The following is a 14,250-nucleotide window of genomic DNA, read 5'->3' as shown; positions in this document are numbered from 1 at the left end:
CTGGCGTGACAGCTCAGCGTGCAGGCTGCTCCATGCATGGTTGCAGCAGTCGTGGCGTGAGGTCGGCCCAGTTGCCCGCATGCCCGGGCAACCGGATCAGGCGATCAACCTCCGACAGATACTGCGCACGCGGTACCTCGACCGCACCCAGTGACTGTGTGTGCGGATTGCTCACCTGCGTGTCGATCAGCGGGAATTCCAGTTCGCGCAACAACTGGGCCAGCGCCATCAACGCAATTTTCGAAGCACCGCTCACGGCACTGAACATCGATTCGCCGCAGAACAGCCGGCCGATCGTGACACCGTAGATGCCGCCGATCAGCTGCGTGCCGTCCCACACTTCCACACTGTGCGCATGACCCTGGCGATGCAGCTGCGCATAGGCGTCGATCATCGCCGGCACCAGCCAGGTACCGGATTCCCCAGCGCGTGGCGCGGCGCAGGCACGGATCACCTGGTCGAACGCGTGGTCGACGGTCAGTCGCCAACCCTTGCCGGTCAGCTGGCGACGCAGGCTGCGATTGATCTTCAGATTCTCGGTGCGAAACACACAACGCGGATCGGGCGACCACCACAGGATCGGTTCGCCTTCGCCAAACCATGGAAAGATGCCGAGGCTGTAGGCAGTCAGCAGCCGCTGCGGTGACAAGTCGCCACCGAACGCCAGCAGTCCGTTCGGCTCGGCCAGCGCAGCGCGTGGATCGGGGAAACGATCCGGCAGATCGACAGCGAGCTGCGGCAGATGAATCATCGTCTGGTGCGGTCGGCGTACGGGCTGTGATCTTGCAGTTCGGCAGCGTAAGCGTCGACCGCTTCCGCCTCGCGCGCAAGCGCCGTGGCGACCGCGGCACGAAATCCCGGATTCGACAGGTAGTGCTGCGAGTACGTGCGCACCGGCAGAAAGCCGCGCGCCAGCTTGTGTTCGCCTTGCGCACCGGGCTCGAAGCGGATCAGCTGCTGCGCAATCGCATGCTCGATACCGCGGTAGTAGCACAGCTCGAAATGCAACCCTGGCATATCGACCGAGCTGCCCCAGTAGCGTCCATACAGGACGCGGTCGCTTTGTACGAACAACGCCATCGCGACGATGGCCTGGTCGTGGCGAGCCAGTGCCAGTTGCGCGGTCTGGCCCAGTGCGCCTAGTTGATGAAAGAACGCAGCTGTCAGCGCCGCATGGTTGCCTTTGGCATCGAACGTAGCTTGGTACAGCGCATGCACCTGCCGCCATTCGTTGTCGCTGAGCGCATCGCCGCTGCGCCATTCGATCGCCACGCCGCTGGCCTCGACCTGGCTGCGTTCGCGCAGGATGTTCTTGCGCTTCTTGTGGTTGAGCGTGGCGAGAAAGGCAGGGAAGTGGCGGTAACCGTGATTGTGCCAGTGGAACTGCACGTCCGAGCGGGCCAGCCACTCTGTGCCGAACGCATCGAGTTCGCTTTCCTGCAGAAAGTTGGCATGCACCGAAGACAGCCCGAGCCGTTCGGTCTCGCGACGCATCGCTTCGACCAGCGCGCGTTGCAGCCGTGGTGTCGCTTCGTCGTTACCGGCGAGCAGGCGCGGACCCGGCACGGGCGAGTAGGGCACGGCGTTGAGCAGCTTCGGGTAGTACTCGCCACCGGCGCGTTGCCATGCGCTGGCCCAGCTGAAGTCGAACACGAACTCGCCGTGCGAATTGCCTTTCAGATACAGCGGTGCAGCGGCGAGCAGCCGGCCATCCTCATAAAGGCCCAGGTGATGCGCCTGCCAGCCCCAGTCGGGAAGAATGCAGCCGCTTTGTTCCAGCGCAGCGAGGAACGCGTGCGACACGAACGGGTTCGCGTCGGCGCGCAGCGCGTCCCATGCGTCTGCCGGCAGCTGATCGATCGCCGGGTGGAAGCGTGCCTCGATCAAGGCACGCTGGCGCTGGTAGCCGCACTGCCGCGCAGGTTCATCAGCCGGCCGGTGTCTGCTGATCCAGCCAGCGTTCCGCATCCAGCGCGGCCATGCAGCCGAAGCCGGCCGAGGTGACCGCCTGGCGATACACGTGGTCGGCGACATCGCCGGCGGCGAACACGCCCGGGATCGAGGTCATCGTGGCCATGCCGTGCTGGCCGCTGTGGATCTTGATGTAGCCATCGTGCATGTCGAGCTGGCTTTCGAAGATGCCGGTGTTCGGCGTGTGGCCGATCGCCACGAAGAAGCCGGTCGCCTCGATGTCGCGGGTGACGCCGGAGTTGACGTCCTTCACGCGCACGCCGGTGACGCCGGTGTCGTCGCCGAGTACCTCGTCGATGCTGTGGTTCCAGACCAGCTCGATCTTGCCGGCGGCGGCCTTCTCGAACAGCTTGTCCTGCATGATCTTCTCGGCGCGCAGCTTGTCGCGGCGATGCACCAGATAGACCTTGCGGCCGATGTTGGCCAGGTACAGCGCTTCCTCGACCGCGGTATTGCCGCCGCCGATCACCACCACGTCCTGGTCGCGGAAGAAGAAGCCGTCGCAGGTGGCGCAGGCGGACACGCCCTTGCCCTTGTATTTCTCTTCGCTGGCGATGCCGAGGTACTTCGCGGTGGCCCCGGTGGTGATGATCAGTGCATCGCAGGTGTACTCGCCGGAATCGCCCTTGAGCCGGAACGGGCGCTGCTTCAGATCCGCGGTGTGGATATGGTCGAAGATCATCTCGGTATGGAAGCGTTCGGCATGCTCGGCCATGCGCTGCATCAGCGCCGGACCCTGCAGCCCCTCGACGTCGCCCGGCCAGTTGTCCACGTCGGTGGTGGTCATCAGCTGGCCGCCCTGCTGCAGGCCGGTGATCATGGTCGGCTTCAGGTTGGCACGGGCCGCATACACCGCAGCGGTGTAGCCGGCGGGGCCGGAGCCGAGGATCAGCAGGCGAGAGTGTTTGGGGGTGGCGCTCATGGGTATAATCCTTGGGTTAACTGGCAGCTTTGATCGTTATTCGCTTCAGCCCCTGCCGCGGTTTCATGCAACCGTTTCGCGGCACGCGGCGGAGTCTGAATCCGCAAGGATGGGGAAGGGAGCACCCCGATTCAAGCTTTCCAGTCCATTGATGCTTTATTAACCAGGCTGGGTGCACGCAAGTCGCCCCTGCTAAGAACCCACAGGACTGCTCCCATGCGTATCGGTATCCCCTCCGAAACCAAGACCCTTGAAGGTCGCGTTGCCCTCGTTCCCGCCGCCGCCGCCGACCTGGTGCGCCGTGGCCACGAAGTGTTCCTGCAGGCCGGTGCCGGCCTGAAGAGCGGCTTCGCCGACGAGGCCTACGTCAAGCAGGGCATCAAGATCGTGCCGGACGCCGCTGCGCTGTACGAGGCGGGCGAGCTGATCGTCAAGGTGAAGGAGCCGGTTGCCGGCGATCTGGCCTTGTTGAAGAAGCACCACCTGCTGTTCTGCTACCTGCATCTGGCCGCCGAGCCGGCGTTGACCAAGAGCCTGCTCGACATCGGCCTGACCGGCATCGCGTTCGAGTCGGTGGACGAGAACGGCGTGCTGCCGCTGCTGCTGCCGATGTCGGTGATCGCCGGCCGTATCGCCACCCAGATCGGCACGACCCTGCTGCATCGTCCGCAGGGCGGCAAGGGCAAGCTGCTGGGCGGCATGGCCTCGACCCCGCGTGGCAAGGTGGTGGTGCTGGGCGCCGGCGCGGCCGGTGGCAATGCCGCTGCATTGGCCGCTGCCGCCGGTGCCAACGTGGTGGTGTTCGACAAGCGCCAGGACCGTCTCGCCGAGATGATGGCGATGGGCCCGAACGTCACCGCGCTGTACGCCTATGAATCCTCGGTCGCCGAGGAAGTGCGCGATGCCGACATCGTGGTCGGTGCCGTGCTGATCCCCAGCGCCAAGGCGCCGCGTGTGGTCACCGAAGCGATGGTCAAGACGATGGAGCCGGGCTCGGTGCTGGTCGACATCTCGATCGATCAGGGCGGCTGCTTCGAGACCTCGAAGCCGACCACCTGGAAGGAGCCGACCTATGACGTGCACGGCGTGACGCACTTCTGCGTGACCAACATGCCGGGTGCGGTGCCGCAGACCTCGTCGGTGGCGATCTCCGCCGCGATCCTGCCGTACGTGCAGCGTCTGGCTGCCGGCAACGAGTGGCGCGAGTTCGCTCCGCTCGCCGGCGGCATCAATGTCGACGGCGGCAAGCTGGTACATCCGGCATTGCAAGGTATGCTCTGATCCAGACTGGCAAAAGGAAGCCTTCCAAGGTGGCGCGAAGCGCGAACGTCAAACAACAACCGAAGGAAGGCCTCAGCGAGGAGCTGAAGCGCCGGCTGCGTGAAGCCGGCGCTTTGCTGCTGGTGCCGCTTGCCCTGTACCTGCTGATCTGCCTGCTCACCTACGACGCGCGCGATCCCAGCTGGACCAACGCCAACCAGATCAACCTGGTGCAGAATTTCGGCGGTACGTTCGGTGCGCACATCGCCGATCTGTTGCGCTGGATTTTCGGCTACGTGGCGTACTGTTTTCCGCTGCTGCTTTTGCTGCTGGGCGTGCAGGTGCTGCGTCAGCACGGCGAGCGGACGGCGCACGCGTGGGAGCCCTCGCTGCGCTTGATCGGCGCCGTGTTTTTCTTTGTCACCGGTCCGGCGCTGCTGTATCTCGACTTCGGGGATGACCCGGTACCTCCGCAGGGTGCCGGCGGCATCATCGGCCTGTGGGTCGGACGCCCGCTTTCGCAGGCCCTCGACAAGGGTGCGCCGCTGCTGGTGCTGGCACTGTTTCTGGCGGCGGTGACGTTGGCGACCGGCTTGTCATGGCTGAAGGTGGCCGACTGGACCGGGCAGGGCGTACTGAAGCTGGTCGACTGGATCAAGAGCAAGCTGCGCGAGGCGCCAGAGGCGCTGGCTGCACGGCAGGCGCGCACCGAACGCGACGTGGTCAAGAAGGCCGACGCCATCAAGCAGGCCAAGCGTGAACCGGTGCGCATCGAGGCGCCTCCCGCACCGGTGGCGAAAAGCGAACGGGCCAGGCTCGAGACCCAGATTCCATTGTTCGTCGGTGCCGCCACGCCAGGCGAGCTGCCGCCGCTGTCGCTGCTGGACGAGGCGCCGGAGCAGGGCCCGGGCTATTCCGAGGAAACCCTCGAGGTTCTCTCGCGCCAGGTCGAGTTCAAGCTGAAGGATTTCAAGATCGACGCCAAGGTGGTCGGTGCCTATCCGGGTCCGGTGATCACCCGCTTCGAGATGGAGCCGGCGGCTGGCGTGCGTGGTTCGCAGGTATCGAGCCTGGACAAGGACATCGCGCGCGGCCTTTCCGTGGTCAGCGTGCGCGTGGTCGACGTGATCCCCGGCAAGAACGTGATCGGCCTGGAAATCCCCAACACCAAGAAGCAGATCGTCTACCTGTCGGAGATCCTGCGTTCGGACAAATACGACCAGCTGAAGTCGCCGCTGGCGCTGGCGCTGGGCAAGGACATCGGCGGCAAGCCGGTGGTGGTCGATCTGGCCAAGATGCCGCATCTGCTGGTCGCCGGCACGACGGGCTCCGGCAAGTCGGTGGCGGTCAACGCGATGGTGCTTTCGCTGCTGTACAAGGCCAGCGCGAAAGACGTGCGGATGATCATGATCGACCCGAAGATGCTGGAGCTCTCGGTGTACGAGGGCATCCCGCACCTGCTGGCGCCGGTGGTCACCGACATGAAGGAAGCGGCCAACGCCTTGCGCTGGTGCGTGGCCGAGATGGAACGCCGCTACAAGCTGATGGCCGCCGTGGGCGTGCGCAATCTCGGCGGCTTCAACAAGAAGGTGAAGGACGCCGAGAACGCCGGTCAGCCGCTGCTCGATCCGCTGTTCCGGCCCAACCCCGACATGCCGAATCTCGCCGCCGAACCGCTGGAACCGCTGCCGTACATCGTGATCATCATCGACGAATTCGCCGACATGATGATGATCGTCGGCAAGAAGGTCGAGGAGCTGATCGCCCGTCTGGCACAGAAGGCGCGTGCCGCCGGCGTGCACTTGATTCTCGCTACCCAGCGCCCGTCGGTGGACGTGATCACCGGCCTGATCAAGGCCAACATTCCGACCCGCATCGCGTTCCAGGTTTCCAGCAAGATCGACTCGCGCACGATCCTCGACCAGAGCGGTGCGGAAGCGCTGCTCGGTCACGGCGACATGCTCTATCTGCCGCCCGGCACCGCCACGCCGGAACGCGTGCACGGTGCCTTCGTCGATGACCATGAGGTGCATCACGTCGTCGCGTGGCTGAAATCGCAGGGCGCACCGCAATACATCGAAGGCGTGCTGGAAGAGGCGCAACCAACCAGCGACGGCAAGTACATCAACGACTCCGGCCTGCCGCAGGATGGTGAGGAAGGCGGTGGCGATGCCGATACCCAGCTGTACGACAAGGCGGTGGCAATCGTCACGCAGACCCGGCGTGCCTCGATCTCGGGTGTGCAGCGCCATCTGCGCATCGGCTACAACCGCGCCGCGCGGCTGGTCGAGCAGATGGAACAGGATGGCGTGGTCAGCGCGCCGCAGCACAACGGCAACCGCGAAGTGCTGGCACCGCCACCGCCGAAGAACTGAGCACCCGCTCGTACCCTTCCGTTAAGCCAGCACGATCCACACTTCAAAGCCGTCACCATGTTCCAAGGGAATCCGATGAAACGCTTGATGCTGGTCCTGTCCGCCTTTGTGCTGGCGTTGTCGCTGAGTGCGGTGGCGCAGGCCGCCACCGGCCCGGCGCGCACGCGGCTGGATGCCTTTGCCACCGGCCTGCATTCGCTGACCGGGCATTTCACCCAGTCGCTGACCGACATCAACGGTCAGACCAGCAAGACCAGCTCCGGCACGCTGGCGCTGGAGGCGCCGCGGCAGTTCCGCTGGGACACGCTGGCACCGTACAAGCAGACCATCGTTGCCGATGGCAGCCGGGTGTGGATGTACGACCCGGAGCTGGAGCAGGTCACCGTGCGCATCCAGAGTTCCGAGGAAGCGCATAGCCCACTGACCGTGCTGACCGACCTCAAGCAGATGGACAAGGACTTCAAGGTGGTCGAGCAGGGAGAACATGATGGACTGGTCTGGCTGCGGCTCAGCTCGACCGCGAAGGATCCGCAGTTCGACCATGCCGATCTCGGCTTCGATGCAAACGGTCTGGCGCGCATGACCTTCCGCGACCAGCTCGGCTCCACCACCGACATCCGCTTCTCCGGCTGGCAGCGCAACGCGCCGATTCCGCCGTCCGACTTCAATTTCGTGCCGCCCAAGGGCGCCGACGTGATCGGCGACGCGCCGGTGATCACCACCCAGCCACTGAAAGACTGATCCGGTCGTGCCCGTCCTGCGCCAGTTGCCACGCTGGGCCTGGATCGGCGGCGGCGTGCTGGCCTTCATCGCCGGCATCGTGAATGCTGCCGGCTACATGGGTTTCCGCCATCAGTCGATCACCAACCTGACCGGCTCCACCAGCTTGCTTGGCGTCGCACTGGGCACGGCCGACGCAGGCGAGGCCGTGCATTGGGCGCTTTCAATCGGTGCGTTCCTGGTCGGCGCCATCCTCAGCGGATTGCTGGTGCAGCAGCGTACGTTGAAGCTCGGTCGCCGCTATGGCGTGGCGCTGATGCTGGAATCGCTGTTGTTGTTTGCCGCCGTGCCGCTGCTCGATGGCGGCAGCTCGACGGGCTTGTACCTGGCTTCGATGGGTGCCGGGCTGCAGAACGGCATGGTCAGCACCTACAGCGGCATGGTGTTCCGCACCACGCATGTCTCAGGCATGTTCACCGACCTCGGCATCTACATCGGGCAACGCCTGCGCGGATTGCAAGTGGACACGCTACGCATGCGCGTCTGCGTGCTGGTGATCGGCAGCTTCATGCTCGGCAGTGTCGCCGGTGCGTTGCTGTTTGGCGTGCTGCAGGAACGAACGCTGCTGATTCCTGCTGTGCTGACCGGTCTGTGTGGTCTGGCCTACAGCCTGTATTGCCAGTACACAACCAGCCCCGGAACGCATGCTGACGCGGGCTGATCGTGGCTTCTCAGTGTGCGGTGACGCAGCGATTGCGCCCCGCATGCTTGGCTTCGTACAGGGCCTTGTCGGCGCGTGACAGCCACTGCTCGATGGATTCGTTCGGCTGCAGGGCGGCGACGCCGATGCTGACAGTCACCCCGATCGAGCGTCCCTCATGCATCACTTCGGCATGGGCCAGTTCGCTGCGTATGCGCTCGGCGATATCGAGCGCATGCGGCAGGCCGGTGTCCGGCAGGCACAGCACGAACTCCTCGCCACCGTAGCGCCCGACCAGATCGCCTTGCCGGCAATGCTGCCGGATCACCTCGATCGCACAGCGGATCACCGCATCGCCGGCCAGATGCCCATGGGTATCGTTGATCCGCTTGAAGCGATCCAGATCGAACAACGCGATGCACAGGGAACGCCCCTTCGCCAGTTCGTGTTCGCCGCCGGCCAGTTCAAGGAAGCGGCGACGGTTGTAGACACCGGTCAATCCATCGGTGCCGGCCAGCTCGTCGAGGCGCTGGTTGGCCGACAGCAGGTCGCGCGTGTGCTCATCAATCTGCCGTTGCAGCTGCAGGGCCTGCCGCCTGAGGTAGAGCGTGCGCAGATGCACCAGCAAGACAACCAGTGCGATCAACAGCAGGATGGCAATCAGCCGGCTGAGCAGGGTCTCGTACCAGCGCGGCTTGACCACGACACCGATGCGGGTCTCGGCAGTATGCGGCTGCATGCCGTGGGTTTCGGCGCGCAGCTGCAGGTGGTATTCGCCGTGGGGCAGGTTCGTGTAGATGGCACTGGGCAGGCTGCCGCGGGGAATCTGGTTCCAGCCGTCGTCGAGACCCTCCATGCGATAGCTGTAGGAGGTCTCCAGCGGGGTCTGGTAGTCGAGCAGGGCAAAATCCACGCGCAGGTTGCGGTTGCGCGGATCCAGCTGGATCTTCTGGCCGTCCTGCGGAAGTTGCCCGAACGGCATTTCGTCGCCGTTGACGACAGCATGGGTGATGGCCAGCGCGGCCGCGGCGCTGGCCGGCGGCCGCCAGTGCGGCCGGATCACGGTCAATCCGCCCAGGCCACCAAACAGCAGCTCGCCACCCGGTGCACGGGCGGCGCCCACATAAAGGTAGCTGGGGATGTGCAGTCCATCGCGCGGACCAAGGTTGTGCACGGCATGCGTATCGCTGTCGATCATCGACACGCCGCTGGAGGTGCTTACCCACAGACCGCCGCGATCATCGTCCAGCAGGCTGCTGACCTTGTCGCTGGCCAGTCCCTGCGCGATGCCGATGGTGTGGAAGCGGTAAGGGCCGCCAGGCTGGTAATGGTCGATGACGCCCAGTCCACCGAAGGTGCTGACCCACAACTGGCCCTGCGGAACCAGTGTGATCGAGCTGATGTAGTTCTGCGGCAGGCTCGATGGATCGTCGTCATGATGCGTCAGGTTTTCGAAACCGCGATTGTCCAGCACGCTGCTCGCAATGCTGATGCCGCGGGTAGTGCCATACCACCAGCTGTCGCCGACGCGGGCGATCTCGCGTACGGTGTTGCTGCCGAGGCTGCCTGGATCATTCGGATCGTGGCCGACATGATCGAGTGCGCCGCCATGTGTGTCGTAGCGATACAGGCCGTCGTAGGTGCCGATGAGGATGTATGAGCCGTCCCGTTGCAGGCTCAGTACAGGCTTGTTTTCGAGTGCCGGCAACACCGAGGGCTGGATCGCCAGGGTGTCGGGATTGATCCGGGCCAGCCCCTGCGTACCCACCAGGATGGAACCGTCGGCGGCCTCGACGAAGGTCTGCACGTCGCGATGGATCTGGTCGCCGCCCAGCTGCAGGTGTTTCATGCGACCGGCCACGAGATCGATCATGTCGATCCGGCCGGAACCCAGCCCGAGCCAGATGCGGCTTCGGGTATCGACGTAGATGCCACGCACGCTGGTGTCGCTAAGCGCATTCTGTTCCAGCGGCGAGGGCAGCAGCGAGAAGGCGGTGCGGGCGTTGGGATCGGTGCGCGCCAGGCCAAGGTCGGTGGCGGCCCAGATGTTGCCGGAGCGATCCTGCAGCAGGCTGCGCACGGAGTCGCCAGGCAGCGAGGAGGCTATCGCGGCATCGTGGTTGATCCGGCGCAGCTGGCTGTCGCCCACCTTGTACGCGAGCACGCCGCTGCCATCGGTGGCGATCCACATGGTGCCGGGCGCGGTTTCCAGAAAATCGCGCACGGTGGATTGCTGGGCGCCGTTCTGGTGGCCGCTGAAACCCGGTATCGGATGCCATTGGCCATCGGTGTCGCGGTAGACCGCGCCAGCCTGCCCGCTGCCCACCCACAGCCGTCCCGCACGATCTTCATGCATGGCCCAGATCTGGTTGGCCAGCACCGTGCTCGCGATGCCAGCCGGAGAATCAGGCCTGACGAAGGTCGCCGAACCGGCATGGCGGACGAACAGTCCGCTGTTGTTGCCCAGCCACAGGTTGCCGGCACGGTCCTGCATCACGCTGAAATTGCGTGGCGCGATGCCGGCACCAGTGTGCAACCGGGTGATCCTGTCGGTGCGCGGATCGAGGTGGTCCAGCCCGGAGTCGGTGGCAATCCAGACGCCCCCGGCATGGTCGTCGGCAAGGTCGTAGATCTTGCGATCCGAGGTGCCGTTCGCTCCGATCGGATAAGTCTGGAAGAGATTGGTCGCGGGGTCGAAACGGACCAGTCCGCCGGCATTGGTGCCGATCAGCAGACTGCCATCGGGCAGCGCGAACAGGCTGCGCACATAGGCATCGGGCAGTCCCTGCGCACCGCCGTTGCGGGTGTCGAACACCTGCGCGCGATAACCGTCAAAGCGGGCAAGGCCGACCATCGTGCCGACCCAGACCAGGCCGCTCCGGTCCTGCGCCAGCGAGGTAATGATCGACTGCGGTACGCCTTCGCTGCTGCTGGCCCGATCGAACCAGGGTGCATCGAACGGCGCCCACGGGTCACTGCCCGATGCATGCGTGACACCGATGCCGAACACCAGCAGAACGAGTCCGAGCAGGCCCAGGCAGCGCGAGTGAAAGCGGCGGCGATGCGGGTGGTTCATGCCACTTGCAGGGTGCAGGCCATGCACACGCAGGCGCAGCCACGCGCCATGGTCGCCCATGCAAACGAAATGTGCGTCCCCGCTTTCACCTGGATCCTGCCCCCCGGCAATGCATTTGCGAACCAAGGTCGCAATGGAGTGCATGATACCGGTATTGCTGCCTACTTTTGCGCCAGCAGGTCAGTAAAGGGGGCGCAGCCAGGTCAGGGCCGACGGCATCAGCCATGCTTGTTTGCCCATGCCTGGCGGCCCGGGTTATTCGTCGCCAGCCGGCTTCAATGCCAGCGACTTCCTCAGTTCGTCGCGTGCGGCGACAAAGTCCGCATGCCAGCGCGGATCCTGCAGCAGTTGCGCTGCGATGACCGTGCCGGCGATCCGGCCCGCTTCCACGTCGCTCGGGAAATGCATGCCCATCACCACGCGATGATGGGCATACAGCGCCGCACGATCGAAGATCGCCGCCCGTTTCTCCGGCAGCATGTTGGCCAGCAGAATGGCGGTGGTGTAACCGAACGTGGCATGCCCGCTCGGATAGCTCCAGTCGCCGGGCTTTTCCACGCTCAGCGGATGCACCTTGTCCGAAACCTCACTCGGGCGCGGATGTTTCCACCAGGACTTGGCCAGCTTGACGCTGGCCTTGTCGAGTTGCTCGACGCGTTCGAAAAATGCTGTCGTGCGCGGCAGCGTTGCGGGTACCAGGCCGGGGCCGAGCACGTCGGTAAAGCGAAACACCGAACGAACCGCATCGGCCTTGGCCGCTTCGTCCTCGGTGGGCGTCCGCGCTGCCTGTGCAGCGAGGACAGCCTGGAGATCGCCAAGCGCGGCTGGCGACCCTGCTGCCGGCGGTGGCGCCAGCAGCAGGGTCAGGTCGATGCCATCCGTCCTGGTGTTCCCGTCGGCGGCAAATGCCGGGGCGACGGGCAGCAGCAGTGCAGCAAGCAGCAGGAAACCGCGAAGCATCATTGGAACTTGGCCGACAGGGTGACGAAATAGTTGCGCTCGGGAATCGTGTAGTACAGCGGTGTATTGTCCTGCGCCGTCTAGCCGGCCAGGTCGTAGATGCTCTTGTTGTCGAAGATGTTGTTCACCTGCAGTCCGAGCTTGATGTCCTTCAGGTCGCCCATGTCCTGCGCAAACGTATAGCTGGCGGCGAAATTGGTGATGGCATAGCCGCCGATCGGCTGCGAGTTGCCGGTGTCGCCAAAGGAGTGGCCGACGAATTTGTCGATGAGCGACGCATGGAACGGGCCGTCCTTGTAGATCAGGCCCAGCGCAGCGGTCTTGTGCGGTGCATTGGGTACCCAGTCGCCGGTAGCCTTGTCGTTGGCGCGATTGAGCGAACCGTTGGCGTAGACGCTGAAGCCGGCGCCGAGAAGGTAGGTGCCTTCAGTCTCGAAGCCTTTGTAGACGGCGCCGCCCTCGTTGTAGAAATAAGTGACGCCGCCGATCTTGCGGCTGTTGATCAGGTTGTTGAAGTCGATGCTGTAGACGTCGGCCGACAGCGTCAGGCGGTCATCGCTCCAGGTCGTGCCGAGCTGGCGGTTGACGGTCTGTTCCGGCTTGAGGTCGCTGCTGGCCGACGGGTTGGTGGTGTAGAACGTGTTGAGGTTGGGTGCCAGGAAGCCTTTCGCCCACTGCGCGTAGGCCGTCCAGTTCGGGCTGAACTGCCAGTGCAGGGCGAGCGACGGCAACGGCTTGCTCCAGTCCTTGCTGTAGTTCAGCGGCTTGCCGGTTTTCTGGTTCACGATGGCATTGATGTCGCGCTGGAAGTCGGCGTATTTCACGCCACCGGTCAGCCATGCCGTATCGGTGATGTTCCAGTTGTATTCGATGAACGGCTGGAAGGTCTTCAGCGAATCGGTCATGTCGCGATCGACGGCTGTCGATGCAGGGATGCCGTTCGGTGCGAAATCCAGGGTGTCATCCACCTCGTTCTGCCAGCGCAGGTTGTCCTGGTCGTCGTACCAGAAGCCGGCGCGCAACTCGCCGGGCCCGAGCTCCTTGCTGATGCGGAAGATGTCGCCCCAGGAGCGATACCAGTTGCGCATCGTCTGGCCGGGCACGTTGTCGGGTCCATAGACCGTGCCGTTCGGCGTTTCGCCATTCGGGTCCTCGCCGTTGTAGCCGAAGTGGTTATAGGCGAGCGTGTAGAGCTTGTTGTCGATGGTCCAGCCGTCGAATGCCGAGTGCAGCCCGACGTAGCCCATGTAGGTGCTGATCTGGTCGAAGTTGTAACCGTAATAGTTCTGCTTGGTCGGGTCGCTGCTCAGACCGTAGTTCGGGCCATATTGCTCGATCTGCGCGCGTGTCTCGCCGAGTGACACGTACTGATGGATCTGGTTGTACATGCCGACGAAGGTGAGCGTGGTGTTGTCACCGATCGGCTGGACCACCTTGGCGAACACGTTCTGCCGGCGCTGCCCCGCATCGGTCAGATAGCCGTCCGAGGTCGAGTTCTGCACGTTGATGAACGCCGTGGTGCCGCCGGTCTGGGAGATCGTGCCGGTATTCACTTGCAGGTCCTGCACCTGGGTGTCCCAGCTGCCGAAACTCAGCGAGGGCTCGAGGCTGAACGTGCCGGAAGGCGTGCGCGAATCCACCGCGATGGTGCCGCCGAAGGTGGCGTTGCCCAGGGTGCTGGCGGTGCCTGGGCCGCGATCGACGACGATGCCACCGGTATCCTGGTTGGTGTAGTACGAGGTCGAATGGTGGGTGAAGTCGTTCGAATCGCCCCAGGAGATGCCATCGAAGGTGACGTTGTACTGGCCGTCCTGGAAGCCGCGCATGGTGACGCTCGCCGCTTCCATCAGGCCAGGTCCGTTCGGCGCGACCGTGGATACGCTGGGCGAGATCGAGATGGCGTCGGTGTAGTCGCCGGTCGGCGACATGTTTTCACGCAGGTACTGCTCGCCGATGATCGACTGTGGCTGCACGGCCACCATCGATCCCTGCGTGGGCGCGATATTGCCTACCGTGTTGGCGGTGCCGGTGACCTGGACGGCGCTGAGATTCTGCGCATTCTGTACTGACGTAGTCGCAGTCGCATCGTTATTCGGAGCGGGATTATTCGCGGCTGCATTATTCAGAACGGAATTGTTCGATGCAGATGCGCTGCCAGTTGCGGTGGAATCGGTGGCGAAGACCGGAGCGGATAATGCCGCAGCGATGCAGAAGGCGAGCAGGGCGGGTTTGCGAAGCAGGGTGGTCGTGGTCAGCCGCGTCATGG

General features: G+C 64.3%; 10 protein-coding genes. 4 read left to right on the top strand and 6 right to left on the bottom strand.

Translation table 11 applies throughout. The annotated features are described in order from the left end of the window. Positions 1-13: 13 nt before the first annotated feature. From aat to trxB, 3 genes are read right to left on the bottom strand one after another with little or no spacing between them, the layout of a single operon-like run. The gene (aat, locus tag B0E51_RS13945; RefSeq protein WP_077445474.1) at positions 14-751 is read right to left on the bottom strand and encodes a leucyl/phenylalanyl-tRNA--protein transferase; all 738 of its coding nucleotides are present in this window, start codon (positions 749-751) and stop codon (positions 14-16) included. Then, positions 748-1,887, bottom strand: coding sequence for a GNAT family N-acetyltransferase (locus tag B0E51_RS13940; protein ID WP_077445561.1), 1,140 nt, complete (start codon positions 1,885-1,887; stop codon positions 748-750). The genes aat and B0E51_RS13940 overlap by 4 nt, the downstream gene beginning before the upstream one ends. 40 nt (positions 1,888-1,927) lie before the next feature. Next, positions 1,928-2,893, bottom strand: coding sequence for a thioredoxin-disulfide reductase (trxB, locus tag B0E51_RS13935; RefSeq protein WP_077445473.1), 966 nt, complete (start codon positions 2,891-2,893; stop codon positions 1,928-1,930). Between the two features lie 216 nt (positions 2,894-3,109). Between trxB and ald the strand changes: the two genes are divergently transcribed. From ald to B0E51_RS13915, 4 genes are all read left to right on the top strand, one after another. Continuing rightward, the gene (gene ald, locus B0E51_RS13930; RefSeq protein ID WP_077445472.1) at positions 3,110-4,174 is read left to right on the top strand and encodes an alanine dehydrogenase; all 1,065 of its coding nucleotides are present in this window, start codon (positions 3,110-3,112) and stop codon (positions 4,172-4,174) included. An 83-nt stretch (positions 4,175-4,257) separates the two neighbouring features. Next, positions 4,258-6,528: a DNA translocase FtsK gene (locus B0E51_RS13925; RefSeq protein WP_254424529.1), complete on the top strand. Its 2,271-nt coding sequence runs from the start codon at positions 4,258-4,260 to the stop codon at positions 6,526-6,528. Positions 6,529-6,603: 75 nt separating this feature from the next. Further along, the gene (gene lolA, locus B0E51_RS13920; RefSeq protein ID WP_077445560.1) at positions 6,604-7,269 is read left to right on the top strand and encodes an outer membrane lipoprotein chaperone LolA; all 666 of its coding nucleotides are present in this window, start codon (positions 6,604-6,606) and stop codon (positions 7,267-7,269) included. A gap of 7 nt (positions 7,270-7,276) precedes the next feature. Next, positions 7,277-7,969 carry a YoaK family protein gene (locus tag B0E51_RS13915; protein ID WP_077445470.1) on the top strand — a complete coding sequence of 231 codons (693 nt, stop codon included), beginning with the start codon at positions 7,277-7,279 and terminating at the stop codon, positions 7,967-7,969. A gap of 10 nt (positions 7,970-7,979) precedes the next feature. On the opposite strand, the gene B0E51_RS13910 is transcribed toward B0E51_RS13915, so the two are convergent. The 3 genes from B0E51_RS13910 to B0E51_RS13900 all read right to left on the bottom strand — a co-directional run bounded on the left by B0E51_RS13910 (position 7,980) and on the right by B0E51_RS13900 (position 14,248). After that, positions 7,980-11,024, bottom strand: a complete 3,045-nt coding sequence (locus tag B0E51_RS13910) for a ligand-binding sensor domain-containing diguanylate cyclase (protein ID WP_077445559.1) — start codon at positions 11,022-11,024, stop codon at positions 7,980-7,982. Between the two features lie 255 nt (positions 11,025-11,279). After that, a complete protein-coding gene (locus B0E51_RS13905) occupies positions 11,280-11,987 on the bottom strand; it encodes a phosphatase PAP2 family protein (protein ID WP_077445469.1) in 708 nt (235 codons plus the stop codon). 77 nt (positions 11,988-12,064) lie between these two features. Further along, positions 12,065-14,248 carry a TonB-dependent receptor gene (locus B0E51_RS13900; protein WP_077445468.1) on the bottom strand — a complete coding sequence of 728 codons (2,184 nt, stop codon included), beginning with the start codon at positions 14,246-14,248 and terminating at the stop codon, positions 12,065-12,067. Positions 14,249-14,250: the final 2 nt, after the last annotated feature.

The sequence above is a fragment of the Rhodanobacter sp. C05 genome, from assembly GCF_002001165.1.
Taxonomy (GTDB): Bacteria; Pseudomonadota; Gammaproteobacteria; order Xanthomonadales; family Rhodanobacteraceae; genus Rhodanobacter.
This window is presented reverse-complemented; position numbering and strand designations above follow the sequence as displayed.

Bases quoted from the DNA above. Each gene is read 5' to 3' on its own strand.
- aat (WP_077445474.1), bottom strand. From the start codon at position 751: ATGATTCATCTGCCGCAGCTCGCTGTCGATCTGCCGGATCGTTTCCCC.
- trxB (WP_077445473.1), bottom strand. From the start codon at position 2,893: ATGAGCGCCACCCCCAAACACTCTCGCCTGCTGATCCTCGGCTCCGGC.
- ald (WP_077445472.1), top strand. From the start codon at position 3,110: ATGCGTATCGGTATCCCCTCCGAAACCAAGACCCTTGAAGGTCGCGTT.
- lolA (WP_077445560.1), top strand. From the start codon at position 6,604: ATGAAACGCTTGATGCTGGTCCTGTCCGCCTTTGTGCTGGCGTTGTCG.
- B0E51_RS13910 (WP_077445559.1), bottom strand. From the start codon at position 11,024: ATGAACCACCCGCATCGCCGCCGCTTTCACTCGCGCTGCCTGGGCCTG.
- B0E51_RS13905 (WP_077445469.1), bottom strand. From the start codon at position 11,987: ATGATGCTTCGCGGTTTCCTGCTGCTTGCTGCACTGCTGCTGCCCGTC.
- B0E51_RS13900 (WP_077445468.1), bottom strand. From the start codon at position 14,248: ATGACGCGGCTGACCACGACCACCCTGCTTCGCAAACCCGCCCTGCTC.